The organism is Agrobacterium leguminum, assembly GCF_005144435.2.
Taxonomy (GTDB): Bacteria; Pseudomonadota; Alphaproteobacteria; order Rhizobiales; family Rhizobiaceae; genus Agrobacterium; species Agrobacterium leguminum.
The window spans coordinates 611,736-638,542 of record NZ_CP120211.1; the positions used below are offsets into that span (position 1 = coordinate 611,736).

The window sequence follows — 26,807 nt, forward strand, 5'->3', positions numbered from 1 at the left end:
GCAGGCCTCGCCCGGTAGCGTTCCACAGATCGTATGATCGCGGCGGACGTCATATTTTTGCAGCGGGGGGCTGCACTCACGATTGTGTGTTCAACAAAAAGTTTCCGCTTCCCTTGACCTTCCCATCATGGGAATCTCTACATAGGGTCTCGAAAGGGGATTTCCCATGAACGAGACAGTCAAACACGCCCATCGACATGAACCGGTTTCCATTCCCGTGGAAGGCATGACCTGCGCTTCCTGCGTGCGGCGGGTGGAAACGGCCGCGGCCAAGGTGCCGGGTGTCATGTCGAGTTCCGTGAACTTCGCCACGAAGAAGCTCACGGTCGAGCCGGCCGAGGGTTTTTCGGCCAGAACGCTTGGCGCCGCCATCAAGAAGGTCGGTTACGATATCGCGCCGGAGCGTCACGAATTTGCGGTGGAAGGCCTGCGGGGAGAGGCTGAGGCCGAGCGGCTGAAGGCCGTTCTGGAAGCGGTCGCCACCACAATCGCCGTCAAGGTCGATGCTGCCTCCGGCAAGGCCTCCGTGGAAACGATTGGCGGCCGGCGTGAACGGGATGCGCTTGTGGAAACGGCAAAGCTCGCCGGTTTTGCGCTGAAGACGCCGGCGCCGCACGACCATTCCGCTCACAACGGTCACGGCCAGCACCACGGACATCATCAGGGCCACGGCCAGATGGCGGCGGGCGAGACCGGCGGCCACGACCATATGCAGCACGCCGGCGAAGAGGGCGCGCTGAAACGCGACCTGACGATTGCCGCGATCCTGACCGCGCCGCTTTTCGTGCTGGAAATGGGCGGGCATCTCTATGAGCCGATGCATCACTGGCTGATGGGCATCATCGAGACGCAGAACCTCTATTACATCTATTTCGCGCTGGCGACGGCGGTGATTTTCGGACCGGGCCTGCGTTTCCTCAAGACCGGTTTCCCGGCCCTGCTGCGCGGCGCGCCGGAAATGAACTCGCTGGTGGCGCTGGGCGTCACGGCCGCCTATCTCTATTCGGTGGTGGCGACCTTCGCGCCCGACCTGCTGCCGGACGAGGCGCAATTCGTCTATTATGAAGCGGCAACCGTCATCGTCACGCTGATCCTGACCGGACGGCTTCTCGAAGCCCGCGCCAGCGGCCGCACGGGAGACGCCATCCGCAAGCTGATGAGCCTGCAGGCGAAGACCGCCCGGGTGGAGCGCGACGGTGCTACCATCGATATTTCCCCCGAAGACCTCGTGGCTGGCGATATCGTCGTCATCCGTCCCGGCGAAAGGCTGGCGGTGGATGGCGAAGTCGTCGAAGGCTCCTCCTATGTCGATGAATCCATGATCTCCGGCGAGCCCGTGCCGGTGGAAAAGACGGTCGGCGCAACGGTTGTCGGCGGCACCATCAACAAGACCGGCGCCTTCAAGTTCAAGGCGACCAAGGTGGGCGCCGACACCATGCTGTCGCAGATCATCCGCATGGTGGAGGAGGCGCAAGGATCCAAGCTGCCCATTCAGTTGCTGGTGGACCGCGTCACCGCGCTGTTCGTGCCCGTTGTCATCGCCATTGCGGTACTGACCTTCATCGTCTGGGCGATCTTCGGTCCCGATCCTGCCTATACTTTCGCACTGGTCAATGCCGTGGCGGTGCTCATCATTGCGTGCCCCTGCGCCATGGGTCTCGCCACGCCGACATCCATCATGGTCGGCACAGGCCGGGCGGCGGAGCTGGGCGTGCTGTTCCGCAAGGGACAGGCGCTGCAGGAACTGCGCTCGGCGCAGATCGTCGTGGTCGACAAGACCGGCACCGTGACCAAGGGTCGCCCGGAACTGACCGATCTGGTGGTTGCGGAAGGGTTTGCCGACAACGAGGTGCTGGCGCTCGTCGCCGCCGTCGAGGGCCGCTCGGAACATCCGATTGCCGAAGCCATCGTCCGGGCCGCAGAAGAAAAGAATGTGGCGACCCCGGAGGGACTCAAACCTGCGACTGTCGAAAACTTCGAAAGTGTGACGGGCTACGGCATCGCCGCCACCGTCAATGGTCGCAGGGTCGAAGTCGGCGCGGATCGTTACATGGCCAAACTCGGCCATTCCGTGGATATCTTCGCTGAGGCCGCCGCAAAGCTGGGTGACGAGGGCAAGACGCCGCTTTATGCCGCCATCGACGGCAGGCTGGCGGCCGCGATTGCCGTCGCCGATCCGCTGAAACCCTCGAGTGTTACCGCCATTCGGGCGCTACAGGCGATGGGCATCGAAGTGGCGATGGTGACGGGCGACAATGAACGCACGGCGAATGCAATCGCCCGGCAGGTCGGCATTTCCCGCGTGGTGGCCGAAGTGCTGCCCGAGGGCAAGGTGAAGGCGATCCACGAGATACGCGCAGGCGGCAAGGTGCTCGCCTTCGTCGGCGACGGCATCAACGATGCGCCGGCGCTGGCCGAAGCCGATATCGGCATCGCCGTCGGCACGGGAACGGATGTCGCCATCGAAAGCGCCGATGTGGTGCTGGTCGGCGGCGATCTTCTGGGCGCAGTCAACGCCATCGAGATGAGCCGGGCGACCATTCGCAACATCAAGGAAAACCTGTTCTGGGCTTTCGGTTATAATGTGGCGCTGATACCGGTCGCGGCGGGCGTGCTCTATCCGGCCTTCGGCATCACGCTGTCGCCGATGATCGGCGCGGGCGCCATGGCGCTGTCCAGCGTCTTCGTTCTCGCCAATGCGCTGCGGTTGAAACGGGCGAAGGTGGCCCATCGGGAGGTGACGTCATGAATATCGGCCAGGCATCGGAAGCATCGGGCGTTTCCGCCAAGATGATCCGTTATTACGAGCAGATCGGCCTCATCACGCCGGCCGCCCGCACCGGCAATAATTACCGGGTCTATGGCGAACAGGACGTGCATAATCTGCGCTTCATCAAGCGGGCGCGCACGCTCGGTTTCTCGCTGGAAGAAACCGAGACGCTGCTGAAACTCTGGCAGGACAAGAGCCGCGAGAGTTCGGCGGTGAAGGAGATTGCGCTCGTCCACATCGCCGATCTCGAACAGAAAATCGCCGAGATGAAGAGCATGGTGAAGACGCTCTCCCATCTCGCCCATTGCTGCGGCGGCGACCACCGGCCCGACTGCCCCATCCTCGACGATCTCGCGGGCGCGGATAAGACCGACGCCAGGCACGCGCGAACCCACTGACCTTTAATGAAAGCCGGTGCGAGAACATCGCGACCGGCGATAAGGAGAAAACCATGAGTGCAACCACCTTCCTCATTCCGGACATGACCTGCGGCCATTGCGAAAAGACGCTGCGCGGCGCTCTCACGGAGGCTCTTCCCGGTGCATCCGTCAGCATCGACCTCGATGCCCACAGGCTGACCGTGACGGGCGACGCCGCAACCGCGGAAGCGGCGATCCGCGACGCCGGTTATTCGCCGGAACGGGCGGTCTGAAGTATCTCGTTGCTGGAATGAGCAGGAAAGATGTGCTACTGAGTAGCATAGTCTTTCCGGTCGAGGGATCACCACAATGTCCGTCAAGGCCTCAGTTTCCATCTCCGATCAACAGGACAGCTTCGCCCGCAGGCTGGTGGAGGAAGGGCGTTATGCGAGCCTCAGTGCCGTCGTGCAGCGTGGGCTGGAACTGCTCCGGCAGGAAACGGAACTGAAGGATGCCGAACTTGCCGCGCTTCGTGATTTGCTGGTTGAGCGCGGGCAGGGCGACTTCGTCTCCGTGGAAGACGGCAAAGACAGAACGGCGGCGATGATCGCAGCCAAGAAGGCCGGCTATGGCCTTTAAGGTCCTGCGTTCAACGCAGACGGATCAGGACCTCGGCCTCATTCTCGACCATCTCATCCAGTCCTATCTCGACCTCGGCGACGCCTTGCCAGCGGCGTTCACACGCGCCGCGCGACGCGTGGGGTCAATTGAAGCGGATATGGAAGCGCTTCACAAAGCGCCTTTTCAGGGGACATTATTGTCCGAAATATTGCCCAACCTTCGCCGGGTAACGAAAAATCAGGCTGTCTTTTATTTCGATGTCGATGAGGGTGAAAAGACCGTGCGTATTCTCGCGGTCCTTTTCGGCGGGCAGGATCATCGGCGCCATATGCTCACGCGCCTCGTGTCCCGTCGTGCTCCGGGTCTTCCCTAAATCCCATCGAAAGCTCTGCCTTCCCGCGAGGGATTGGGGTTCCTGCCGTCGTTGAATTCCGTCAGGCCGGATTGCGTGAAAAAGCCATCTTGACCTCAATGGCGCTTGAGGTTCTAGTTTGCCCGCCGTACCCGAAAAAATGGAAAGGATACGGCTTTGTCGAGTATGGAAATGACGGAGAAAAACGGCTGGAGCGAATTGCTGAGCGGGGCGAATCTCTCGCTTCTGACCGTCATCTCCGCCGGTATCGGCCTGCACGCTTTCAACCAGTTCGCGGTGGTGACGGCCTTGCCCGTGGCCGTCAACGAAATCGGCGGCGCTGCTTTCTATAGCTGGGCCTATAGTCTCTATTTCGTCGGCTCCGTGGCGGGCGGCGTCACCGCCGTCCTGTTTCGCGAGCGTTTCGGTGCGCGCGCCGTCCTGCTTCTGTGCTGCCTGATCTTTTCGCTCGGTTCGGTCCTCTCGGCAATCGCCGGCGACTTTTTGTGGGTCGTCGTCGGCCGCGCCTTGCAGGGTCTGGCGGATGGGCTGATCGTCGCCGTGTGCTACAGCCTCATTCCCGCCGGCTTCCGCTCCGGCCTGCTGCCGAAGGTCTTCGCCATCGAGGCGGCGATCTGGGCGGTCGCCTCCTTCATCGGCCCGCTGACCGGCGGTTTCGCCACCGAACACATCTCCTGGCGCGCCACTTTCCTGCTGTCGGCGCCGCTGATCCTGCTGCTTCTGGCCTATACCGCCATTGCCGTCTCCGCCGAGCGTCCGGTGGCGGCGACGCGCAAACCGCTGGTGCCGCTGCTGCTTTGCCTTGTCGGCGCCCTGGCGTTTTCCGCACCTTCCGCCTTCGAGGATGCGAGCCTGCGCGCCCTTTCCCTGCTGGCGGGGGCGGCGCTGCTGTGGGCCTCGCTGCGTGCGGGCATCCGGCCCTCAATCGGTCTTTTCCCGAAGGATTCCTTCCGGCTGAAGACGGTGCTCGGCAGCGGTTTCTGGGTGCTGTTCCTGATGTCCTATGCCCATGCGCTGGGCAGCGTCTATCTCGCTTATGTCGCCATCAATCTCTGGCGGCATGAACCGACCTTTGCCGGTTTCATCGTGGTGACGATGCCGCTTGCCTGGAGCTTCGTGGCGATGCTGATCGGCAGCCTGCGTTCTGCCCGCCTTCGGGAGATTTGCCTGCATTACGGCCCTTACCAGATGGTGCCGGGCTGCGCGCTGCTGGGGCTCGGGCTTGCGACCGGTAACTGGGGAGAAATGCTCGTCGGGCAAATTCTGATCGGCTCTGCCTTCGGCATGTCATGGGCCGGCATCAGCCAGGCCGCCATGGAGGCCGCGCCGGAAGAGGAACGCAAGATGACGGGCGCGCTGCTACCGACGGTCGCGACGCTGGGTGCTGCCGCCGGTGCGGGCGCCAGCGGCACCGTCGCCGCTGCCACCGATCTGGTAGGGCACATCGAGCGGGCGGATGTGACGATGCCGATGGTTTATCTCTATGGGCTGGGTGTGGCCGTATCGCTGCTGGCGATCATGACCGCCAGCGGGTTGCGGGGCGAAAGGCGGCTCTTCCGCCACCGTCAGGACTGAGTGGTGGCGATGGTGATCGCCGCCAGATAGACGACGAAGGCCATGATCGCGATCGCACCGATGATGATAATTATGCCCTTGCCGGCGCGTTTTTTCTCGGCTTTGTTTTCATTGGCTTCGGTCGGAAACAGGATCGGATCGCTGGTGTCGCGGATTTTGGTCATGCCGTTTCTCCTTATCCGTGGAATGGGCGGTTTCGGTCTATCAACCGCCCAATCCGCCAAAAAGTTCCTCACGGTTTCAGCGCCCAGCTGGTGGCATGCACCACCGCGCCGCGGGCGGCCTTCAGCAACGCCGAGCGTACCGGTTCGAAACCCTCAATGCGCTTGGTGCCCACATATCGGCCGCGATTGGCGAAGACTTCGATGGAGCCGTAATCGAGAAAGATGCGGATGCGGGATGCCTTGGCTCCCCTGGCGATATAATGCGGCGAGGGGCCGTCACGCCCATCCTCGTGGCGGATCCACAGGCCCGTTTCATCGGAAACGACGCCCAGCCTGACCGCCGGATGATCGAGCACCAGTTCGAAGGGCGCGCCGGGCGAGGCAAGCTCGAACAATATTTCCACCGCCCCGTTGATGAAGGTAACGCGTTCGCCGGCGGCAAGCCGCGTGCGGTCGAGAATATGGCTGCGCAGGCTTTCCGCCGCACCGATGGGCGGGGTCAGAAGCTCGCCGTTTGCATAGTGAATCCGGCGCGGCAGCGTCATGGAGGTGGGGAAATCGATTTCCGGATTGGCATCCGCCCAATTGGCCAGCCAGCCGATGCCGATAATGCTGTCGCCATCCAGAAAGGCCTGGAAGGCGTAATTGTCGGTGCCGAAATCCAGCTCATGTCCGAATTCCTTGATGAAGACCTTGCCGTCGAACCAGCCGACATCGGCCATGGTGAGGTTCTTGCGGCCGGTCTCCGGGTCCTCCGAATGCATCAGCCCATAGACCAGCGCCCAGCGGGTGGAACGGGCATTGGCGGGTCCATCGAGCGGCAGCAGGCAGGGGCATTCGATGGCCGTGGTTTTATAACGGGTTTCCACCCACAGCTTGCCCACATAGGTCCAGCCCGATGCGGCGGTGGGGTCCAGCGTCTCGTAAAGCAGGATCACACCGCCGCCATCGCTCTGGCTGCCGAGCACCATTTTCCATAGGCCATCAGGGCCGCGGAAAACATAGGGGTCACGGAAATCCGGCGTCAGCCCCTGTCCGTCCGGACGAGTACCCAGAATGACCTCGGCCTGCCCGGCCATGATGAGATCGGAGGAGGTGGCAGTGAGCTGTATCTGCTGTTCGGGAATGCGGTCCTGCACCTGCTCGGTGAAGAAGACACGGATGCCCGTGCCTTCCACCAGCGGAATGGTGGAGCCGGAATAGGCGCCGCCGCGCTTGTCCGGCCGTGTCGTCAGATCCTCTGACGGGAAGAGGAAAATCGGCAGGTGCCGCCAGCGCAGATAATCCGACGAGACGGCATGGCCCCAATGCATGGTGTTCCAGCGCAGCCCATGCGAATAATGCTGATAGAACAGATGCGGCCGCCCCTCGAAACGGCCAAAACCGTTCGGGTCGTTCATCCAGCCGAAAGGCGGGCGGAAGTGATAGCTGCCGGGAAGTTCGGGTGCGGCATTATCAGGCTTGGTATGGACGACGGTAATGCCGGTTTCCAGCACATCCGATGCCGTGAACCAGTAGATGACGGAAACGGCTGTTGTGACCGTGTCGTAACTCAGTTCTACATGGCCGCCGCCGAAAACCTGATAGATTCGAAAACCGAACTCTTCCGTGTTGACGCTTGAAACCTCAGCGAATTTTCCATTCTGATTGGAAAAGGACACAGCACCCGGCTCGGCATCTTTCTTCGCCTTCAGCCAGACATGGAAGGTGGCGTTGACGGGCAGATCGGTATGAATGGTGCGGATGGCGCTTTCCGGCTCGGCTATAGCTTCAACGACGGTCATTCCCGTTCCTTTCGTTGCGGCGTTTCTCGTTCAGGAAACGCAACGAATGGGACGAAAGAAAGTTCAATCGTCGGAGGTCTCGCCTTCGCGAACCGTCCAGCTTCATTCCGGCGGTGAAGTTTCGTATTGGCTTCCGGTTCGAACGGCAGCCGGTCCGGACGGTCAAAGCTGTGACCCCTTGCCGGAATTTTTATCGCCGAAATGAAAACCGGCGCGTCAGCCACGCCCCGGTTTTCCTGGTTTTGCCGTTGCCGTCAGAACTTGACGTCCCAGCGCAGGTTCACGCCGTTGTCGGTCGAGCCTTTGGAGAATGTCCCGCGATATCCCATGGTTATCGTGTTCTGCTCGGCAATGTCGAAGGTAAATTTCGCATCGAGGACCGCTGCGTTTCTCGATACTTCTGCACCGCTGATCGGGAAAGCGGCTCCGCCCGCGAAGGATTGCTGGCTTGCGCTGTGAATTTCGCCGAATGCATGCGTGAAACCGAGGTTGCAGGAGAAGAAGGCGTTGATGTCGCTTGTTGGCAACTTCACCGCGCCGCGCAGGCCGAGGGTGGCGAGTGTGACGTTATCCGCGCCGCCGCGCACATGAAGCGTCGCCGGCCCGCCGGTTTCGCGAGCATCGCCGAGATCGGTGCCGACATGCGCCAGTCCGGCATAGGGAGACAATTCGATATCGGCATCGACTGCTATGTCCGTGCTTGCTTCGCCGAATATCTGGTATTGCCAGCCATTCATGCCGCCCTGCATTCTGCCGGCAAGCCCCGGAACCCAGATCTCGCGCGAAGCGTCACTGTCGAGATAGGCATAACTTGCGCCGCCGCGAAGATTGACCGCGCCGACCGCCGCACCGGCATAGCCGCCGAGATGGTAGGCATCGACCTCGATACGCGATTTCTGTTTGTCTGAGAGGCGGCTTTGTCCGTGACCGGCAAAAATGCCGACGGTCAAGCCGTTGTCGAGAACGCCATCCAGACCCGCCAGGACGCCCCAGCCGTTGTCGTTGACCGCTTTCGCGCCATTTCCGCCATGGATACGGGCATCATACCCCCATGATGTCATCCAGCCGCCCGGCCCGCTCGTGCTCGCGCCATCAAGCAGCATTCGTTCGTTTATCGCGTTGCGCAGATGGCCGCTGTTCATGGCAAGTGCGGATTGTGCGGCGTCGTAAATCTCACCGGATAAATTGTCGAGAGCCCCCGCCGCCCTTGCCGAGTCCATCATGACGACCGACCGGTACACCTCGCTGGCCGATCCCGCGACTTCGAGGGCCTTGCCGACGCTGCACTGGTTCTTCGACGATCCGGGCAGGCAAATCGACACGCCGTTTCGCACCAGATCGAGATAGACGCTCGTGGCGTCGTAACTCAGATAGGGGTTCAGGAATGCGAAATTGCTCGTCACCGCGTCGAACCCGTTCGACGCGCCGCCTCTGACCAATCCTCCGTTCGCCTTCAGGATCTCGTAGCGCGTGCCTGGACCGTAATTGCCGTTTTCCGCCTGAACATTGACCGTACCGCCAGTAATGGCGGCCTGCCCGGAGACGAGAATCTTGTCGCTCTCGCCCTGCGCATTGACCTCGACCTCATAGGTCGATCCCGGACGAAACTCTATCGACGCGGTGGAAACCGTGCCGATGGAATTGCCGGGTGCGACGACGCCGCCATCGCCGACGATCATCTTACTGATCCTGCCCTTGCCGGAAACCTGCCCACCCTTTTTCACGTCGATATCGGAGAGCAATTCGCCGTTGATCACCAAGTCACCATTGCTGATGGTGGAGCTGCCGGAAAAATCGTTTTTTCCATTCAGGACGAGCTTGCCGCCCTGCAATTCGATGCCACCGAAACTGTTGTTGCCGGCAAGTACGAGTGTTCCGTCTCCGGCTTTGGTCAGGCGTCCGACGCCCGCTATGTCGTTCTTCCAGATATCCCATTCGCCGAAACCGGCGACGTCGTCCGCCTTGCCCGCTGTCTGCTCCACGGTCACGTCGGTATAAAGATAGGTTGGTCCGTTATAGGCTGCGGGCAGGTTGATCAGACCCCAGGTCGACTGATTGTTCTGCAGATCGCTACCCCATCCGGCGAGGGAGTCGGCCGGATAGGCGGTGCCAGCAATGATCGCACGACGGTCTTCCGCGGAAAGATAGGGAAAACGCAGGCGCAGCAAATGCCCGGATTGCGGGTCGAAATGTTCGGGCGCAAGCGATGTGCTGCCTGTCGACTGTCGCTGACCGTAATAGCCGATTGAAAAATTCGCACGCGCATGCTCGTCGTAAAGCGGCGTCGCCTCGGCTTCCAGACATTGGCGCAGGGTGCTTCCGCAGATATTGCCGATCTCCTGGCGCATGGCTTTGCTGTTGGCGGCAATGGCATCTGCAATTTCGTCGTCGGCCAGCGCGTTTGCCAGCATGAAATACGCGGCGGTGCGGGCACCGATCGTATCCGTTGGAAAATGCGACTTTTGAATGACACGGCTTTCGCCATACTGGATGGCGCGCGAGATAAGCTCTTGTCCACGTTCGGGAAAGATGAGGCTTAAAATCTCAGCTTGCAGAAAACCTTCCCACGTATGGCCGCTCGGATAGGAAGAGGACGTCGAAGTGGTCTTTTCCTTTCCGGGGATATATGATCCGTCAACCTTCGAAAGCACGGTATTTGGCCGACTGCGTCCGTAAGCGTCCTTCAGAATGAAATCCAGCGAGCGCTGGGTGCCCCATCTCTTCTTGTCGATGGCGGTACCGGGATCGGTTGCGTAACCTGCGGCGTCGACATATGCTTTCGCTTTTTCATAAAGGGGATTGTCGTAGAGGTCGAGCGAGGCTGCATGCTTGCCGAGCGCGCTTGGCGTGAAACTGTCGTAAACGATTTTTGGGTCTTGCTCCGCATCACTCGAAGCCAGATCCTTCCGCGGTCCCGTTATGGCTGAAAGCCGAAGCACTTCCAGTCGATCGACCTCGGACTCCCATGTACCCAAGACCGGGAAGGGTCGCATAACCTTTCCTTTGAGAACGTTATACCAGCCGTCACGCGAAGCTTTAATCTTCTCAATGCCGGCGTCCTGAGCATGGGAGGGAGCGTTCGCAAGCAAGAATATTGAGGATAGAAAAATCGTATAGTATCTGTTTATCATTAAATTAATTCCTAAGAATATAAATAATATTCGATATTTCTTTGTTTTATTATTCAATATTTTATATGGTGAAGAATTAGTAATTTGTATTATTATTTAGATTAACCGCCGGTTAGGTATTTTATATTTGTTACAGTTTATTGATGCTTCTATGTGTGGGGTGAAATCTTCGTATATATTTTGAATTGGCCGTCGCCGAGCACGTTTGCGATCATGGGGAGGATGGCTGGGGGGATTGGGGTGGCCGTAGACGATGGCAATCCGATAAAAGCGCCCGGTTTTGCGGCACGACAAATATCGGCTCCGGGCAGTATTGGCTGTTTCTCCCTACCATCCGGCCTTCTTGCGTCCTACATATGCTCCTGAAGATGGAGTTTACCCGTGATGAAATTCGACAATTCCTATGCCCGCCTGCCGGAACGGTTCAGTGCCGCCGTGTTGCCGACGCCGGTGAAGGCGCCGCGGCTCATCGCCTTCAATCGTGGGCTGGCCGATGAACTCCTTCTCGATGTGGCAGGCCTTGACGATGAAAGGCTGGCGGCGATCTTTTCCGGCAATGTCGTGCCGCAGGGGGCCGAGCCGCTAGCCATGGCCTATGCCGGCCACCAGTTCGGCGGTTTTGTGCCGCAGCTCGGCGATGGCCGCGCCATTCTGCTCGGCGAGGTGATCGACAGGAACGGCAGACGCCGCGATATCCAGCTCAAGGGCTCCGGCCCGACGCCGTTTTCGCGCCGGGGCGACGGGCGAGCGGCCCTTGGCCCGGTGCTGCGCGAATATATCGTGTCGGAGGCGATGTTTGCGCTCGGCATTCCCGCCACGCGGGCGCTGGCGGCCGTCCTCTCCGGTGAAAGGGTGCAGCGTGAAGTCGGCTTGCCGGGCGGTGTTTTCACCCGCGTGGCGGCAAGCCATATTCGGGTCGGCACGTTCCAGTTCTTCGCCGCGCGCGAGGATGACGAGGCGATCAGGAATCTCGCGGACTATGTGATCGACCGTCATTATCCCGAGGCGAAACAGGCAGACAATCCCTATCTCGCCCTGCTGCAAGGCATAGCGCAACGGCAATGCGACCTCATCGCCCGCTGGATGATGGTGGGCTTCATCCATGGCGTGATGAATACCGACAATATGGCGGTGTCAGGCGAAACCATCGATTTCGGCCCCTGCGCTTTCCTTGACGAATATCACCCCAACAAGGTCTTTTCCTCCATCGATGCGCAGGGCCGTTATGCCTTCAACAACCAGCCTGGCATCGCGCAATGGAACATTGCAAGGCTGGCGGAATGCCTGTTGCCGCTGCTCGATCCGCAGGTGGAGAAAGCCGCCGAACTCGCCAATGCCGTTCTCGCCGATTTCGCCGCTGCCTTTCCCAAACGCTGGCTTGCCGGCATGCGCGAAAAGCTTGGCCTTACGGTGGAGGAAGAGGGCGACATCGATCTGGTGCAGGCGCTGCTGGCGCTGATGCAGGCATCGGAAGCGGATTATACGCTGACCTTCCGGCGTCTTTCCCATGCGGCCAATGGCGATGCCGAACCGTTTCGTGGCATGTTCATCGATATTGCGGGAGCGGACGAATTTCTGGCGCGCTGGCGGGAAAGAGCCGGTCGCGAGGGGATTTCCGACTCCCAAAGATCAGCGGCGATGCTCTCCGTCAATCCCGCCATCATCCCGCGCAACCATCGCATCGAGGAACTGATCGAGGCAGCGGTGGAAGAGGGGGATTTCGAGCCCTTCCACGCCATGCTGAGAGCAATCGCCACGCCTTTTGAGGAGCGGCCGGATAATTTCGTCTATATGCAGCCGCCGATGAGCCATGAGCGGGTGTTCAGGACCTTTTGCGGGACGTAACGGGTTGGTCAATCCTCGCCGTCATGCCGGACTTGATCCGGCATCCAGCCGCCGCGCGTCTGCGCGGCGAGAGGAGTCTTTTCAGCCCAAGGACTTGGGCTGGCTGGATACCGGCTCAAGGCCGGTATGACGGAGGAATGGGAGGAGATGTTCTCTCGCCCGTTTTCTCTTTCTCAGCCAACCCGGGCCAGCGGCTCATGCGAACCGTAATAGTGGCCGAACCGGTTTTCGAGGAATTTCGGCAGGGCCACTTCCTCCTGTCGCACGAAGCCCTTCTGCGGCAGGGTGCCTTCGGCGAGCAGATCGAGAACCGTGCAGATGCCGGCGGCGGTGGTGATCTGGATGGCGCTCATCATGCGGCCGGAAACCGGGCCGGCATAGACCTTGTTGGCATAGGTTTCCTGCAGGAAACGGCCGTTGCGGGTGCCGCAGACGGTGACGAAGACGATGACCACATCCTGCATGGTGCCGGGCAGGGCGTTTTCGAACAGGTCCTTCAGCACATCGCGGCGGTTGCGCAGGTTGAGGTCGTTCAACAGCGCCTTCATGATCGCCACATGGCCGGGGTAACGGATGGTGCGGTAATTCATCGTCCGCACCTTGCCTTCCAGCGTGGCGCAGAGCGTACCGAGGCCGCCCGAGGTGTTGAACGCCTCGTAGGTAACGCCGTCAAGCGAAAATTCCTCACGTTCCTCCAGCGCCGGAACGGCGGTAAGGCGGCCTTCGACGATCGCTTCGCAGGGCTCGATATATTCGTTGATCAGCCCGTCCGTGCTCCAGGTGAGGTTATAGTTGAGCGCATTGGACGGATATTGCGGCAGCGCGCCGACGCGCATCCTCACGCTGTCCAGCTTGTCGAACTTGGCGGCAAGATCGGCAGCGACGATGGAGATGAAGCCGGGCGCGAGGCCGCATTGCGGGATGAGCGCCGTCTCGGCCGTTTCCGCCAAGGCCTTGACCTTGCGGGTGGATTCGACGTCCTCGGTGAGATCGAGATAATGCGTGCCGACAGTAACGGCCGCTTCGGCGATGCCCGCCGTCAGGTGGAAGGGGGCGGCGGAGAGCACGGCGAATTTGCCTTTCAGCAGTGCTTCCAGAGCGGGACGGTCGGTAATGTCGACGATTTCGGTATCGACCCGTTCATGCGCCGGCACATTGGCCAGCTGATCGGCCGAACGGTCGGCGACGGTGATGCGATAATCGCCGGTGGCGGCCAGCATCCAGGCGATGGCCGACCCGATATTGCCCGCGCCGATGACGACAATGTTTTTCATGTTTTTGTTCCCCGCAGTGAATGCAAATGTGTCAGCGCAGATGCGCTTCGACAACAGAATGCCAGTTTTTATTGACGATTCGCAGCTTCACTATGTGCGGATAGCGGGTTAATATTAGGCAATAAGACGATGGGATTGGTCACTATGACGATTGCCGACAAGGACCGGGCGCTGCTCGCCCTGCTTTCCGAAAATGCCCGCATGCCGGTGGCGGAACTGGCGCGCAAGCTCGGCCTTTCGCGCACCACGGTACAGGCCCGTATCGAGCGGCTGGAGGCGGACGGCGTGATCGCGGGTTATGGCCTCAGGCTTTCGGAAAGTTATCTTTCCGGGCTGGTGCGCGCCCATGTGCTGATTACCATCGGGCCGAAGGCGCTGCCCGGTGTGACGGCGGCGCTCGCCGCCATCAAGGAGGTGACGACGCTGCATTCGGTGAGCGGCACCTTCGACCTCATCGCCATTCTGGCCGCACCTTCGATCCTTGATCTCGACCGGTTGATCGACCGCATCGGCGCACTTGACGGCGTGGAGCGCACGCTGTCGTCGATCATTCTGTCGACGCGGATTTCGCGGTAGGGGGGCGGCGCGCGCGGCAGGCGCAGCGCTGACTGTTATTCGGACGCTCTCTCCTCCTCATCCCTGTGCTTGTCACAGGGATCCAGCCGACGCGCGTCTGCACGGCGAGAAAAGTCCTTTCAGCCCAAGGACTTGGGCTGGCTGGATTCCTGTGACAAGCACAGGAATGAGGGACGCATGGGTATGCCGCGCCTCAATTTAAACCACCGCCCGCTCATCATAAGCCCTCTGCGCCGCCATCACCGCGTCGATATTCCCCTCCGCCCAATGGGCAAGCGCCGCCACCGTGTCGGTCAGCGTCCGCCCCAGCGGCGTCAGCGAATATTCGACCGTCACCGGCACGGTCGGGAACACCTGCCTCGAAATCAGCCCGTCGCGCTCGAGCTTCTTGAGCGTCTGTGACAGGACTTTTTGCGAAATGCCCTTGATCTCCCGCCGAAGCAGGTTGAAGCGCACCGCTTCCACCCGCAGCCGGTCGAGGATCAGCAGCGCCCATTTGTCGGCAATCCTGTCCAGCACCATGCGGGTGGGGCAGCGATCTTCATAGACGTCATAGATACGTTCCATGGGTTTGTTCCGTCGTTTCAGGGCCATGCCGGTTTCCGAAAGGAAACCAGATAACCGAAAAGTGCTCTCTTTTCATGATTTCGCAAACGCAGTACCTGTGTTTTTGAAACATGGTTTCCATTAGATACTACGGAGATTTGAGATGACAGGCAAGATACTCGTAATCGGTTCCACAGGCACCATCGGCACGCCGCTGGTGAAAGCGCTCCTTTCGAAGGGCGAAAGTGTGAAGGCCGCCTCCCGCAGCGGCAACGCCACGGACGGCGCGGAAGGCGTGCGTTTCGATTATACGGACGCATCGACTTATGCGGATGCCTTCGACGGTGTTGACCGTCTGTTCCTTATCCTCGCGGGCGGGCGTCTGGATGCCATCGGCGCGCTGACGCCTGTGGTCGAGGAAGCGGCGCGCCGCAAGGTGAAAATCGTGTTCCTCAGCGTCCTCGGCGTCGATGCCGACGATTCCATTCCCTATCGCCAGATCGAGCTGAAGATCATCGCTTCGGGCACGCCTTACGTCATCCTGCGCCCCAACTGGTTTGCCGATAATTTCCACAGCTACTGGAAGGCGGGCATCGACCACGGCCAGATCGCCGTGCCGGCCGGCGAGGGCAAGTCGAGCTTTATCGACGTGCGTGATATCGCCGACAGCGCTGCCGCAGCCCTGACTTCTGACGCCTTTAACGGCAAGGCTTTAAACCTGACAGGCCCGAAAGCCCTCGGTTACGGCGAAGCGGCCGCGCTGATATCGCAGGCGATCGGCAAGCCGGTGTCCTACGCTGCCGTTTCGGATGAGGTCTTCATCGGCATCCTTACCGGTGCGGGCGTGCCGCAGGACTATGCCTCGTTCCTCGCTTCGATCTTTTATCCCGTGCGCGAAGGCTGGACAGCACTGGTGACCGGCGATGTCGAGACGCTGACCGGCCATGCGCCGCGTTCACTGGAGACCTATATCGCCGACAATCTGGACCGGCTGAAGGGCTGAGGCTCAAAGTAAGCCCGCCGCGCTCACGCCGGATCGGTGGAGCCGCGGCGGGCCTTGAAGAACATCTTCAGCCGCTGGATCTCCTCGGGGTTCCAGCCGCTTGGCGCGGTTACTTCCGTCCATGCATCGATATAATGTTCCGGCGCATAGACATGGCCATAACCGATGGGCGCGGTGGTGGCGGCGGCGACATCGAGACCGAGCTGCAGCAGGGTGACGACCGGGAACCAGCGGAAGGATGTCGAAACGTCAGGCCCGTGATGCGCCATCCATTGTGGCCGCCGGTAAAGCGAGGCGGCCTCGAAGAAGGTGATCGGGTCGCTGGCATATTGCAGATAGACGATCCGCATCGGCCCCCATTCCGCATCGGGCATATGCGCGGTGGTATATTGGTTGGCGAAGCGGATGACGGAGGAATCGCGGAATCGCGGCAGCCATTCCGGCGTGCCCTTCACCCGGCCATTGGTGGCCATGCGCCATGTCGGGCTGGAAAAGGGCGGGCCGCTCCACAGCGCACCCTGGAACGGATCGGAGAGCACATCGTAGAGATCCGAGGATTTCTGCGAGTTGAGCGAACCGAGGCTGAGGCCATGCAGGTAAAGCTTCGGCCGCGTTTCCTTCGGCAGCGTGGTCCAGTAGCCATAGACGGCCTCGAACAGGGCGCGCGCGGTCTCGACACCGTAATCCGGCTCCGTCAGCAGCGCGATCCAGCTTGAGAGATAGGAATATTGCACGGCGACGCTGGCGATATCGCCGTCATGCAGATATTCGACCGTATCGAGCGCTTCCGGGTCGATCCAGCCGGTGCCGGTGGGAATGACCACCAGAAGCGCCTTGCGCTCGAAACCGCCGACCCGTTTCAGCTCCTCCAGCGCTAAGGCCGCTCTTTCTTCCGGCGTCGAAGCCGAGTTGAGGCCCGCATAGACCCTGAGCGGCTCCTTTGCCGGGCGATGGGTGAAGGCGGATATTTCGGTGGCCGCCGGGCCTTCGGCGACGAATTCACGCCCGCGTCGGCCGAGCGATTCCCATGTCATCAGCGAGGCGCTGCTGCCGGTCTTGAGCGCGTCTGACGGGCGCGGCACATCCGGTTCGATCAGCGCATCCACCTGTTTCAGCGAGGAATCGGCAAATCTGAGGCCGATATCGAAGATCAGCCCATTGAGCAGCATCCATGAGAGGATGATTGCCACTGCGATACCAAGCACATTGGCAAGGCGGCGGGGCAGGAAATGACGGCTGCGCGCGGCAAAGAACCGGCGGATAAGCTGGAACAGCCGGCCGGCGCCGATGAGGATGGCGGCGACCAGCACCGCAAGGCCGCCGGTCTTGGTGGGGTGGGCGCTGGGCAGCGGATCGAGCTCCATCAAAACGCGGATGGAATTCTGCCAGTCCTTCGCTTGCCATAAAAACGCGATGGCCGTGATGGCGGCGGCGAGCGCAATGAGAAAACGAATGCCGCGCGCATTGTGGCGGGAGGGTTCGGGCAGCTCCAGATAGGCCCAGATGGCGTGCAAAGCGACACCGATCAGATAACCGATGGCGAAGGAAAAGCCGCACAGCACCCCCTGCATCAGCCATGTGCGCGGCAGGAGCGAGGGCGTGAGCGAAGCGCAGAACAGAATAGTGCCGAAGACGATGCCGGTTGCCGAAAGACCTGCAAACAACCGCTCAACCCATTGTTTCACCAACTTGACTCGCCCCTTGTACTCAGCGCCTGGTGCTGAGTGTAATATGTGACGGACGAGGGTGCAAATCCTGCGGTAAGGATAAAAATCACAAAGATAGGAAAATAATCCTTTACAGCGTGACGGTGGTTTGATAGTGTTTGGCTACGGTCGGAGATTTGCGGCTGAACGGCAATGGTTGTCCTTGGGATTGCCCGTGGCGCTTTCTTCACCACCTCATTCCTGTGCTTGTCACAGGAATCCAGCCAGCCAAGTCCTTGGGCTGAAAGAAAGTCCCTTCGTCGCGCAGACGCGCGCCGACTGGATTCCTGTGACAAGCACAGGAATGAGGGTGAGTGAGGTGCATGCAAATGTGCCTTGTTCCCACGCTCGTCTTTATTTGATCTTTTTCTCGCAGGCCAATCCCATGACAATGTCCAACAATTGCGATCCGGCGCTCTACGGCGTCTGGCCGGAAACGCCCGCCTATGCGGCTGAGGACGCGCTTGAAGCCGCGCCGGAGACGAAGTCGCGGGCCGACAGGCTGGCCGCCGAAGATGCGGCGCGCAACGGCAGTTTGCGGCAATTGCTGAACGAGCTGACGGAGGAGATGCGCGAGCAGTTCTGCCTGTACCGCAATCTCCGCCAGGCGAGCGAAGCGGCCTTTCTGGCGACGGCGGAGGATGCTTCGGGCAAGCTGGCGCGCGCCGATGTGAAGGCTGCGACGGACCAGCTTTCGCTGATCGTCCGCACGCTGGAGCGGATCGACGCCCTGCAACGGGTGCTGGCGGAAGAGAGGGAAGCTATTTTCGGCGAAGACGAAACCGAGGCCGGGAATTACGAAGCGGCGGTGGCGCATTTCCTCAACCGCATCGACGAACTGGCTGAACAGAAATGCCGCGCGAAGATGGCGGCCGATCCGGCCCACAGCCTCTCCGCAGAAGCCGACACATGACGGATATGTCGACCGAACCCCATCTGCCGGCGCAGGTCTTCAACCTCCTGCGCGACTGGCGCTTCATCGGCAACCTGCCGCAGCAGCCGCCGGAGGGCGACTGGCGGACATGGCTGTTGGTCGGCGGGCGCGGTTCCGGCAAGACCCGCGCCGGGGCGGAATGGGTGCATCGCGTCGCCTCCGCCGGCAAGCAGTCGGATTTGCGCATCGCGCTCGTGGCCGAAACGCTGGGCGACGCCCGCGAGGTGATGATCGACGGCATTTCCGGCATCTGCCGCATCGCCCACCGCCATCGCCCCGCCTTCGAAGTGTCGCGCCGACGGCTCCTCTGGCCGAATGGCGCGATGGCGCAGGTGTTTTCTTCGGAAGACCCGGAAAGCCTGCGTGGCCCGCAATTCCACATGGCCTGGGCGGATGAGCTGGGCAAATGGAAATATCCGCAGGAAACGTGGGACATGCTGCAATTCGGCCTGCGTCTGGGTGAAACGCCCCGGCAACTGGTGACCACCACGCCGCGGCCCATTCCGCTTTTAAAGGCGTTTCTCGCCGATCCTTCGAGGCGGGTGGCGCGGATGCCGACGGCCATGAATGCACGCAATCTCTCTCCCGGTTTTCTCAAAGCCATGCAGGACCGCTATGGCGGCACCCGGCTGGGGCGTCAGGAAATCGGCGGTGAATTGATCGACGAGCGCGAAGGCGCGCTGTGGAAACGCGCCGATCTGGAAGCGATCGTCGAAGCGGCGCATGAACCGCTCACGCGGATCGTGGTGGCGGTAGACCCGCCCGCCGGCGTTGGTGAACATTCCTGCTGCGGCATCGTCGTGGCGGGGCTCGGCATGTCCGGGCGTCTTAACGTGCTGGCGGATTGTTCGGTGGAGGGCGAAACGCCGGCCGGCTGGGCCCGCGCCGTGGTCGCCGCCTTTCGCCGCCACGAGGCGGATCGGGTGGTGGCGGAGGTCAATCAGGGCGGGGAGATGGTGCGCGCCATGCTGCAGAGCATCGACGCCAACCTGCCGCTGACGCTGGTGCGGGCAAGCCGCGGCAAATTCACCCGCGCTGAGCCGGTTGCCGCACTCTACGAGCAGGGCAGGGTGCGCCACGCCGCGCGGTTTGAAAAGCTGGAAGACCAGATGACGGATTTCGGGCCGGATGGTCTTTCGTCAGGGCGCTCGCCGGACAGGCTGGATGCGCTCGTCTGGGCGATCACGGCGCTGACGACAATGGTGGTGAGTGAACCGAAGGTGCGGGGGATGTGAGCTGGCTGATTATTGGCTCCCGCGAAGGAGAGCCAATTACCGGTCAGCGGATGCCCCGTTTCTTCTCCCCGCCGGGGAGAAGGTGGCGCGCAGCGCCGGATGAGGGGGCCACGGTCAAGATGTGCTGAGAGAGTAGAGAGATGCGGAGAGCTTGCCCCCTCATCTGACCCTTCGGGCCATCTTCTCCCCGCCGGGGAGAAGAAATTGGCAGCGCCGTAGTCACCCGAAATCGGGCGTCTGGCGGATATTATTTCTTCGGGGATTGCGCCGGTTTCGGCTGGGAGCCGGTTTCACGCATCTGGCGCCACTCGTTTTCGAGACGGTCATAAACGGTCTGGGGGATTGTCGCTGTCATGGTGGCATTCCTCCTTGAATGGTTAACGCTGCGGGATTGCGCGGTGAATGGAGTTAGCGCGCTAAGGTTCCGGAATTCAAGGAATTTTTTACCCTAAAACCCCGGGGCGCGGATTAAAATCGATTAAGGTTTTTTCAAATCGATTTAGTTCCGGCGGCCTGCATGTGGAAAAACCGGGCGTCGTATCGCCCATCATTTTCAGGAGCCATCATGGCCTATGACGAGGCGCGATTCTTCGCGTCGGCGCGGATTTCCATTTTTGGCGGTCGCCTGCGCGCGGCCCAGCTTGCCGGCACGAAAACGATGCTGGCAGGATTTGAAAAGTCGATGCCGGGCGGTGATCCGCGCTGGCTCGCCTATATGCTGGCGACGGCCTTTCACGAGACGGCGGCAACCATGCAGCCGGTGCGCGAGACATTGGCGGCAAGCGATGCCGAGGCGATGGCAAGGCTCGACCGCGCCTTTGCGGCGGGCAGGCTGCCCATGGTGCGCAAGCCCTATTGGCGGCCGGACACGGAGGGTAAGAGCTGGCTGGGGCGCGGCTTCGTGCAGCTGACGCATCGGCGCAATTACGAGGCCATGTCGGCGCTGACCGGCGTCGATCTCCTGGAACGGCCCGAGCGCGCCATGGAGGCGGAGGTGGCCACCGCGATCCTGATCCACGGCATGGCGGGCGGCGGTTTTACCGGCCGCAGGCTCTCCGATTTCTTCAGCGACAGGCGCGAGGATTGGGATGGCGCCCGCGCCATCATCAATGGCAGCGACCGGGCGCGGCTGGTGGGCGGTTACGGGCGCGCATTTCATCATGCGCTTGTCGCGGCGCGGATTGAACCCGGGCGGGCCAGATGATAACCCGTTACCCGGTGCCGAAAAGGCTGCCTCCGAATTCTGCATGACAGGTGACACCGTGATCCGCCATATCGTCTTTTTCACCGTTCCCGAGGAAAACCGCGACGCCGTTCGCAGGGGGCTTTCTGGCCTGACCGCGATACCGCATTCGCTGAAGCTGGAAATCGGCGAGAACGTTAAGAAGGACCAATGGGGCAATTCGGTCGATTTCATCGTCTATGGCGAGTTCGAAAACGAGGCGGCGCTCGCCGCTTACAAGGCCGATCCCGCTTATGATCTTTCGACCCGCACGGTAAAGCCGCTGCGCGAAACCCGCGTCGCCGCCGATTTCGACAGCGATACGGCGGTGAAAGCGCCGATCCGGTAAACGTCCGGTTTCGGCTGCGAAAGTGACGTGCATCCGCAAGTAGTCTGCTGAGAGCGGAAGAAAACCTTTACTCCGTCGCGGGGCTGAGGCCCCTGTACCCTCATTCCTGTGCTCGTCACAGGAATCCAGTAGACGCGCGTCTGCGCGGCGAGAAGAGTCTTTTCAGCCCAAGGACTTGGGCTGGCTGGATCCCTGTGACAGGCACAGGGATGAGGGCATCGGCGCCTGAGCCGCCATCAAAACAAGGACAACTCCATGCGATTTCCCTTTTCCCTGCCGTGGCTGCGCCCGGCGGATGGCAGAGCCGTGCCTGAAAGCCGGAAAATGGCCGATGGCTTCATGGCAGTTGCCGTGCAGGGCGGGCAGGCTTTCTGGTCGGGCCGGTCCTATGCCGCACTTGCCCGCGAGGGCTTCATGAAGAACCCGGTGGCGCACCGGGCCGCCCGCATGGTGGCGGAGACCTCGGCTTCCGTCAGCTGGCTGCTTTATGATGGCGAAGAGGAACTCGCCGATCACCCGCTTCTGGCGCTGCTTGCGAAACCGGGAGCCCATATGGGCGGGCCGGATTTCTTCGAGGCGCTTTATGGCCACCTCATGCTCGCCGGAAATGCCTATATCGAGCCGCTGACGGTGGGCGGGCGGTTGCGCGAGCTGCATCTGCTGCGGCCCGACCGGGTCAGCATCGTCGAAGGGCCGGATGGCTGGCCGGTGGCCTATGATTACCGTGCCGAGGGCCGCGCATCCCGGCGCATCGCCGCCGAGCGCGACGGGCTGGGGCTGCTGCATTTGAAACTTTTCCACCCGCTGGATGACCGGGCGGGTTTTGCGCCGCTCGCCTCCGCAGGGGCCGCGCTCGATCTGCACAATGCCGCAAGCCAGTGGAACAAGCGCCTACTCGACAATTCCGCCCGGCCCTCCGGCGCGCTGGTCTACCAGCCGAAGGAGGGCGGCAATCTCTCCACCGAACAATATGAGCGGCTGAAGCGTGAGCTGGAGGAAGGCTATCAGGGGGCGATGAATGCCGGCCGGCCTTTGCTTCTGGAAGGCGGGCTGGACTGGAAGGCCATGGGTCTTTCGCCGCGCGACATGGATTTTCTGGAGGCCCGCAATGGGGCGGCGCGCGATATCGCGCTTTCGCTCGGCGTGCCGCCGATGCTGATCGGCATTCCCGGCGACAATACCTATGCCAATTACCAGGAGGCGAACCGCGCCTTTTATCGCCTGACCGTCCTGCCGCTCGTTTATCGCACGGCGGCAAGGCTCTGCGGCTGGCTTTCTCCGGTCTTCGGCTCTGGGCTGAGGCTCGAACCCGATCTCGACCGGATTGCCGGGCTTGCCGGCGAGCGGGATGCGCTCTGGGCGCGCATCGGCGCGGCCTCGTTCCTGAGCGACGAGGAAAAGCGCGAAGCCGTCGGTTATTGATCGCCGCCCCGGCGGGATCGAAACCCCGGTTTCCTGTTCAATCATTTTCTGAAGAGGTGGACTCTCTTTGTGAGGTCTTCCGCCCAAGCGATTCCGAAGATTCGCAAAATCACCCGGCGCAGGCGCGCAAAAAGCGCTTGCGTGCGACGCGGCGCGTCCGCCCGATAACCACATCCTAGAACGGAATGATTACCCATGTCTGAATTCGCCAATGAGGCCGGCATCTGGGCCGCCCGCATCACCGGCGCCGTGGCGGGCGCGGGTGTATCGCTCGTTTATCTCCTGCCGAAAAGCAAACGCGAGGCCGCGAGCCGTTTCATCACCGGCGTTTCCTGCGGCATGATCTTCGGCGGGCCTATCGGCCTGTGGATCGTGCAGCAGCTCGATATCGCCGGCGCGCTTTCGGGCCGGGAAATCATGGTGGCGGGTTCCGCCGCCGCCAGCATGGGCGCGTGGTGGGGGCTGGGCGTGCTGGTGCGCATCGCCGACCGTTACGGTGCGCGCCCGCGCGCCTGACACTTCCTTCTTATCGCAGGAGTTTTCCATGCACGTTTATCGCGGGCCGCGTCCCGCCACGCGCAAATTCGCCAATCTGGAACTGCGCGGCATTGCCAGCGATGGCACCTTTTCCGGTTATGCCAGCGTTTTCGGCGAGGTCGATCTCGGTCAGGATGTCATCGAGCGCGGTGCTTTCCGCCGCTCCATCGAGGAGCGGGGCGCAGCCGGCATCCGCATGCTCTACCAGCACGATCCGGCCGAGCCCATCGGCGCCTGGCGCACCATCCGCGAGGACGAGCGCGGCCTTTATGTCGAGGGCGTTCTCGCCCCCGGCGTCGCCCGCTCCCGCGAGGTGCATTCACTGATGAAGACCGGGGCGCTGGACGGGCTGTCCATCGGATTCCGAACGGTGCGTTCCGGCAAGGCGGCCAGCCAGGGTGTCCGGCGCATCCTGGAAGCCGACCTCTGGGAAATCTCGGTCGTGACCTTCCCGATGCTGCCCTCGGCGCGCGTTTCCGACGTCAAGCATGCCCGCTTCTTCCGCGACCGCGAGACCGAGCTGGTGCGCACCATGCGCCGCGCCGCCCGCGCGCTGTTCGACACGACACCCAAACGCTGACTTCCGGACAATCACCAACAAGGAAACGACATGACAGACCAGATGACGAAACCGGCCCCGATGACCGTCGCGCCGCAGGTGAAGGCCGTGCCCGATACGGTGACGGCGGCCTTCGACGAGTTCATGGAGGCCTTCGAGGCCTTTCGCGAGACCAACGACCAGCGGCTTGCCGATATCGAGCGCAAGATGGGCGCGGATGTCGTGACGCGTGACAAGCTCGACCGCATCGACAGGGCGCTCGACGACAACCGCCGGATCATGGACGATCTGGCGCTCAAGAAAGCGCGCCCCGCGCTTGGCCGCAAGGATGCGCTTTCCCACGATGCCGAAGAGCACAAGGCCGCTTTCGAGGCCTATATCCGTCGCGGCGAGGAGGGGGCGCTGCGCGATCTGGAGGCCAAGGCCTTTGCCGGTTCGGCTGGGGCCGATGGCGGTTTTCTGCTGCCGAACGAGACGGATGGCGAGATCGGCCGGCGCATGACGGCGATTTCGCCGATCCGTGCGCTGGCCACCGTGCGGCAGGTTTCCGCCGCCGTGCTGAAGAAACCCTTCTCGCCCGGCGGCATGACGACCGGCTGGGTTTCTGAGACGGCGGCGCGTCCGCAGACGGCAACGCCGCAGCTCGCCGAGCTTTCCTTCCCGACCATGGAGCTTTACGCCATGCCGGCCGCGACTCAAGGGGTGCTGGATGATGCGGCAGTCGATATCGAAGCCTGGATCGCCTCCGAAGTGGACATTGCTTTCGCCGAACAGGAGGCCGCCGCCTTCATCGCCGGCGATGGCGTCAACAAACCCAGGGGTTTCCTCTCCTATACCGCCGTCGCCAATGATGGCTGGAGCTGGGGCAATATCGGTTATGTCGCGACCGGCGTTTCGGCCGGTTTCGCCTCGGCCGGGCCGATGGATGTGCTGCTCGATGCCGTTTATGCGCTGAAGGCCGGCCACCGCCAGAACGGAACCTTCCTGATGAACCGCAAGACGCAAGGGGCGTTGCGCCGCTTCAAGGATACCAGCGGCGCCTATCTCTGGCACCCGCCCGCCGCCGCCGGCCAGCCGGCCTCGCTGATGGGCTTTCCGGTGACGGAGGCGGAGGACATGCCGAATGTGGCGGCCAACAGCTTCGCCATCGCCTTTGGCGATTTCCGCGCCGGCTATCTCGTCGTCGACCGTACTGGGGTGCGCATCTTGCGCGATCCCTATTCGGCCAAACCCTATGTGCTGTTCTACACCACCAAACGCGTGGGCGGCGGTGTGCAGAATTTCGAGGCGATCAAGCTGGTGAAATTCGGGGTGAATTGAACCTCGACGGTGCCGCTCCTTTCTTCTCCCCGGACGGGGAGAAGGTGGCCCGAAGGGCCGGATGAGGGGGCAACGTTGCCGGATATCTTTACCCTTGCCCCCTCATCCCGCTGCCGCGGACTTCTCCCCCACGGGGAGAAGAAATTCGTTGCACCCGCTCGCTCATCCAGCCTGTAATTGCCGTCATCCCGGAGACCCCATGACCTATGCCCTCATTCATCCGCCGCAGGCGGAGCCGCTGACGCTTGCCGAGGTGAAGGCGCATCTGCGTCTCGATAGCGGCGATGAGGATGCGCTTCTTGCCGCACTCATCCGCACCGCCCGCGAGCATCTGGAACGCACGACCGGACTTTGCCTCATCCGCCAGACCTGGCGGCTTTATCTCGACCGGTGGCCTGAGAGCGGCGTGATTCCGATTGGCAGGACACCGGTGCAAGCCATCGAAACGATTCTGGTTTTTGACGGTGAGGGGCGCTCGGCGGATATCACCGCCGGGGAAAAATTGCTCGATGGCGCGGCGCGTCCGGCAAGACTGTGGCTGCGCGATCCGCCGGCCCCCGGACGGGCGATGAACGGCATCGAGATCGATTTCATTGCCGGCTACGGTGAAGCGGGAACGGATGTGCCCGACACGCTGAAACGCGCCATGCTGATGCATGTGGCGCAGATGTTCGCCTTTCGCGGTGCGGTCGCCCCGGAAAACCAGCCCGCCGCCATTCCCGCCGGCTACGAGCGGCTGGTGGCGCCCTTCTGCCGTCTGGGGCTTTGAGACATGAACCTTGTTTTTCTCGATCCCGGCAGGTTGACGGCGCGGCTGGAACTGGACGTGCGGACCGAAACGCCGGACGGGCAGGGCGGTGCTGCCGAAAGCTGGAATTTCCTGCGGTCGCTCTGGGCTGCTATCGAACCCGTTTCGGAGGCATCCCATGAACGGGCCTCGGCCGAGGGCGTGACGATCACCCACCGCGTCTGGCTGGCTTACCGCGGCGACATCGCCGCCGGCATGCGCTTTCGCAAGGGCCGCCGCATTCTGGCGATCCGGGCGGTGATGGACCCGGATGAGACGCGTCGCTTCATCGTCTGCCGCTGCGAGGAGGAGAGCCGATGAGCGCCGCAAATCTGCTTCTGCAGGCAATTTTCGCAAGGCTCGGCAGCGATGCGGCGCTGATGGCGCTTATCCCCGGCGGCATTGTCGACCGGCTTCTGCCGCGCCCGGTTCTGCCGTGCATAGTTATCGATGATCTCGAAAGCCGGGACTATTCGACGGCGACGGAAAGAGCCGAGGAGCATTTTCTGTCGCTGCAGATATGGAGCGACGCCAATGGCCGCAGGGGTGCCGGCGAAATCGTCGACCGGGTGAAGATTCTGCTCGATGATGCGGCGCTGCCGATTGCCGGCGTTTCTCTCGTCAATCTGCATCTTCTTTCCAGCCGCTCGCGCCGCGAGGCGAAGACACGGAATTTCATCGCGGAAATGCGCTTCAGGGCGGTGACGGAGTAGCG

General features: G+C 61.8%; 27 protein-coding genes. 20 read left to right on the forward strand and 7 right to left on the reverse strand.

Translation table 11 applies throughout. The features are described 5' to 3' along the window. Positions 1-166 precede the first annotated feature (166 nt). From CFBP4996_RS03025 to CFBP4996_RS03050, 6 genes are all read left to right on the forward strand, one after another. Positions 167-2,749 carry a heavy metal translocating P-type ATPase gene (locus tag CFBP4996_RS03025; protein ID WP_162935908.1) on the forward strand — a complete coding sequence of 861 codons (2,583 nt, stop codon included), beginning with the start codon at positions 167-169 and terminating at the stop codon, positions 2,747-2,749. Then, on the forward strand, positions 2,746-3,168 hold the full coding sequence (cueR, locus tag CFBP4996_RS03030) for a Cu(I)-responsive transcriptional regulator (RefSeq protein ID WP_080852467.1): 423 nt from the start codon (positions 2,746-2,748) through the stop codon (positions 3,166-3,168). Before CFBP4996_RS03025 ends, cueR begins: the two co-directional genes overlap by 4 nt. A gap of 53 nt (positions 3,169-3,221) precedes the next feature. Beyond that, the gene (locus CFBP4996_RS03035; protein WP_080852466.1) at positions 3,222-3,422 is read left to right on the forward strand and encodes a heavy-metal-associated domain-containing protein; all 201 of its coding nucleotides are present in this window, start codon (positions 3,222-3,224) and stop codon (positions 3,420-3,422) included. 76 nt (positions 3,423-3,498) lie between these two features. Further along, positions 3,499-3,768 carry a ribbon-helix-helix domain-containing protein gene (locus tag CFBP4996_RS03040; protein WP_035262853.1) on the forward strand — a complete coding sequence of 90 codons (270 nt, stop codon included), beginning with the start codon at positions 3,499-3,501 and terminating at the stop codon, positions 3,766-3,768. Beyond that, positions 3,758-4,123, forward strand: coding sequence for a type II toxin-antitoxin system RelE/ParE family toxin (locus CFBP4996_RS03045; RefSeq protein ID WP_080852465.1), 366 nt, complete (start codon positions 3,758-3,760; stop codon positions 4,121-4,123). The genes CFBP4996_RS03040 and CFBP4996_RS03045 overlap by 11 nt, the downstream gene beginning before the upstream one ends. A 165-nt stretch (positions 4,124-4,288) precedes the next feature. Beyond that, a complete protein-coding gene (locus CFBP4996_RS03050; RefSeq protein WP_170988574.1) occupies positions 4,289-5,698 on the forward strand; it encodes an MFS transporter in 1,410 nt (469 codons plus the stop codon). Here the strand turns inward: CFBP4996_RS03050 and CFBP4996_RS03055 are convergent. The 4 genes from CFBP4996_RS03055 to CFBP4996_RS03070 all read right to left on the reverse strand — a co-directional run bounded on the left by CFBP4996_RS03055 (position 5,689) and on the right by CFBP4996_RS03070 (position 10,639). Then, positions 5,689-5,862: a hypothetical protein gene (locus CFBP4996_RS03055; RefSeq protein ID WP_080852464.1), complete on the reverse strand. Its 174-nt coding sequence runs from the start codon at positions 5,860-5,862 to the stop codon at positions 5,689-5,691. The genes CFBP4996_RS03050 and CFBP4996_RS03055 overlap by 10 nt on opposite strands. A 68-nt stretch (positions 5,863-5,930) precedes the next feature. Then, positions 5,931-7,646, reverse strand: coding sequence for a glycoside hydrolase family 32 protein (locus CFBP4996_RS03060; RefSeq protein ID WP_121490277.1), 1,716 nt, complete (start codon positions 7,644-7,646; stop codon positions 5,931-5,933). Further along, on the reverse strand, positions 7,643-7,870 hold the full coding sequence (locus CFBP4996_RS03065) for a hypothetical protein (RefSeq protein ID WP_080852463.1): 228 nt from the start codon (positions 7,868-7,870) through the stop codon (positions 7,643-7,645). The genes CFBP4996_RS03060 and CFBP4996_RS03065 overlap by 4 nt, the downstream gene beginning before the upstream one ends. Before the next feature lie 30 nt (positions 7,871-7,900). Beyond that, positions 7,901-10,639, reverse strand: coding sequence for an autotransporter domain-containing protein (locus CFBP4996_RS03070; RefSeq protein WP_162935907.1), 2,739 nt, complete (start codon positions 10,637-10,639; stop codon positions 7,901-7,903). A gap of 522 nt (positions 10,640-11,161) precedes the next feature. Here CFBP4996_RS03070 and CFBP4996_RS03075 point away from each other — a divergent pair. Continuing rightward, on the forward strand, positions 11,162-12,622 hold the full coding sequence (locus tag CFBP4996_RS03075; protein WP_080852461.1) for a protein adenylyltransferase SelO: 1,461 nt from the start codon (positions 11,162-11,164) through the stop codon (positions 12,620-12,622). Between the two features lie 173 nt (positions 12,623-12,795). On the opposite strand, the gene CFBP4996_RS03080 is transcribed toward CFBP4996_RS03075, so the two are convergent. Continuing rightward, the gene (locus tag CFBP4996_RS03080) at positions 12,796-13,896 is read right to left on the reverse strand and encodes a saccharopine dehydrogenase family protein (RefSeq protein ID WP_080852460.1); all 1,101 of its coding nucleotides are present in this window, start codon (positions 13,894-13,896) and stop codon (positions 12,796-12,798) included. A 144-nt stretch (positions 13,897-14,040) separates the two neighbouring features. On the opposite strand from CFBP4996_RS03080, the gene CFBP4996_RS03085 reads away from it, so the two are divergent. Further along, a complete protein-coding gene (locus CFBP4996_RS03085) occupies positions 14,041-14,472 on the forward strand; it encodes an Lrp/AsnC family transcriptional regulator (protein WP_003522324.1) in 432 nt (143 codons plus the stop codon). Positions 14,473-14,670: 198 nt separating this feature from the next. On the opposite strand, the gene CFBP4996_RS03090 is transcribed toward CFBP4996_RS03085, so the two are convergent. Then, positions 14,671-15,039 carry a winged helix-turn-helix transcriptional regulator gene (locus CFBP4996_RS03090; RefSeq protein ID WP_003509204.1) on the reverse strand — a complete coding sequence of 123 codons (369 nt, stop codon included), beginning with the start codon at positions 15,037-15,039 and terminating at the stop codon, positions 14,671-14,673. A 142-nt stretch (positions 15,040-15,181) separates the two neighbouring features. Between CFBP4996_RS03090 and CFBP4996_RS03095 the strand changes: the two genes are divergently transcribed. Then, entirely contained in the window at positions 15,182-16,021 is an 840-nt protein-coding gene (locus CFBP4996_RS03095; RefSeq protein ID WP_080852459.1) for an SDR family oxidoreductase, read from the forward strand. A gap of 23 nt (positions 16,022-16,044) precedes the next feature. On the opposite strand, the gene CFBP4996_RS03100 is transcribed toward CFBP4996_RS03095, so the two are convergent. Continuing rightward, positions 16,045-17,685, reverse strand: a complete 1,641-nt coding sequence (locus CFBP4996_RS03100; RefSeq protein WP_162935991.1) for an alpha/beta hydrolase — start codon at positions 17,683-17,685, stop codon at positions 16,045-16,047. A 427-nt stretch (positions 17,686-18,112) separates the two neighbouring features. On the opposite strand from CFBP4996_RS03100, the gene CFBP4996_RS03105 reads away from it, so the two are divergent. From CFBP4996_RS03105 to CFBP4996_RS03155, 11 genes are all read left to right on the forward strand, one after another. Next, positions 18,113-18,640 (forward strand): hypothetical protein, encoded by a 528-nt coding sequence (locus CFBP4996_RS03105; protein ID WP_080852457.1) that lies wholly within the window; start codon positions 18,113-18,115, stop codon positions 18,638-18,640. After that, the gene (locus CFBP4996_RS03110; RefSeq protein WP_162935906.1) at positions 18,637-19,896 is read left to right on the forward strand and encodes a DNA-packaging protein; all 1,260 of its coding nucleotides are present in this window, start codon (positions 18,637-18,639) and stop codon (positions 19,894-19,896) included. Before CFBP4996_RS03105 ends, CFBP4996_RS03110 begins: the two co-directional genes overlap by 4 nt. 565 nt (positions 19,897-20,461) lie before the next feature. Then, complete coding sequence (locus tag CFBP4996_RS03115; protein WP_080852456.1) at positions 20,462-21,100, forward strand: hypothetical protein; 639 nt, start codon at positions 20,462-20,464, stop codon at positions 21,098-21,100. Between the two features lie 58 nt (positions 21,101-21,158). Further along, positions 21,159-21,467, forward strand: a complete 309-nt coding sequence (locus CFBP4996_RS03120; RefSeq protein WP_003522330.1) for a Dabb family protein — start codon at positions 21,159-21,161, stop codon at positions 21,465-21,467. 255 nt (positions 21,468-21,722) lie between these two features. Further along, complete coding sequence (locus CFBP4996_RS03125) at positions 21,723-22,889, forward strand: phage portal protein (RefSeq protein WP_080852455.1); 1,167 nt, start codon at positions 21,723-21,725, stop codon at positions 22,887-22,889. A gap of 195 nt (positions 22,890-23,084) precedes the next feature. After that, on the forward strand, positions 23,085-23,405 hold the full coding sequence (locus tag CFBP4996_RS03130; protein ID WP_020808622.1) for a DUF6107 family protein: 321 nt from the start codon (positions 23,085-23,087) through the stop codon (positions 23,403-23,405). Between the two features lie 28 nt (positions 23,406-23,433). Continuing rightward, a complete protein-coding gene (locus CFBP4996_RS03135) occupies positions 23,434-24,006 on the forward strand; it encodes an HK97 family phage prohead protease (RefSeq protein ID WP_080852454.1) in 573 nt (190 codons plus the stop codon). A 30-nt stretch (positions 24,007-24,036) separates the two neighbouring features. Then, complete coding sequence (locus tag CFBP4996_RS03140) at positions 24,037-25,305, forward strand: phage major capsid protein (protein ID WP_080852453.1); 1,269 nt, start codon at positions 24,037-24,039, stop codon at positions 25,303-25,305. Positions 25,306-25,504: 199 nt separating this feature from the next. Then, a complete protein-coding gene (locus CFBP4996_RS03145) occupies positions 25,505-26,074 on the forward strand; it encodes a head-tail connector protein (RefSeq protein WP_080852452.1) in 570 nt (189 codons plus the stop codon). Between the two features lie 3 nt (positions 26,075-26,077). After that, on the forward strand, positions 26,078-26,413 hold the full coding sequence (locus tag CFBP4996_RS03150; protein ID WP_003521215.1) for a phage head closure protein: 336 nt from the start codon (positions 26,078-26,080) through the stop codon (positions 26,411-26,413). After that, positions 26,410-26,805 carry a DUF3168 domain-containing protein gene (locus CFBP4996_RS03155; RefSeq protein WP_080852451.1) on the forward strand — a complete coding sequence of 132 codons (396 nt, stop codon included), beginning with the start codon at positions 26,410-26,412 and terminating at the stop codon, positions 26,803-26,805. The genes CFBP4996_RS03150 and CFBP4996_RS03155 overlap by 4 nt, the downstream gene beginning before the upstream one ends. Positions 26,806-26,807 lie beyond the last annotated feature (2 nt).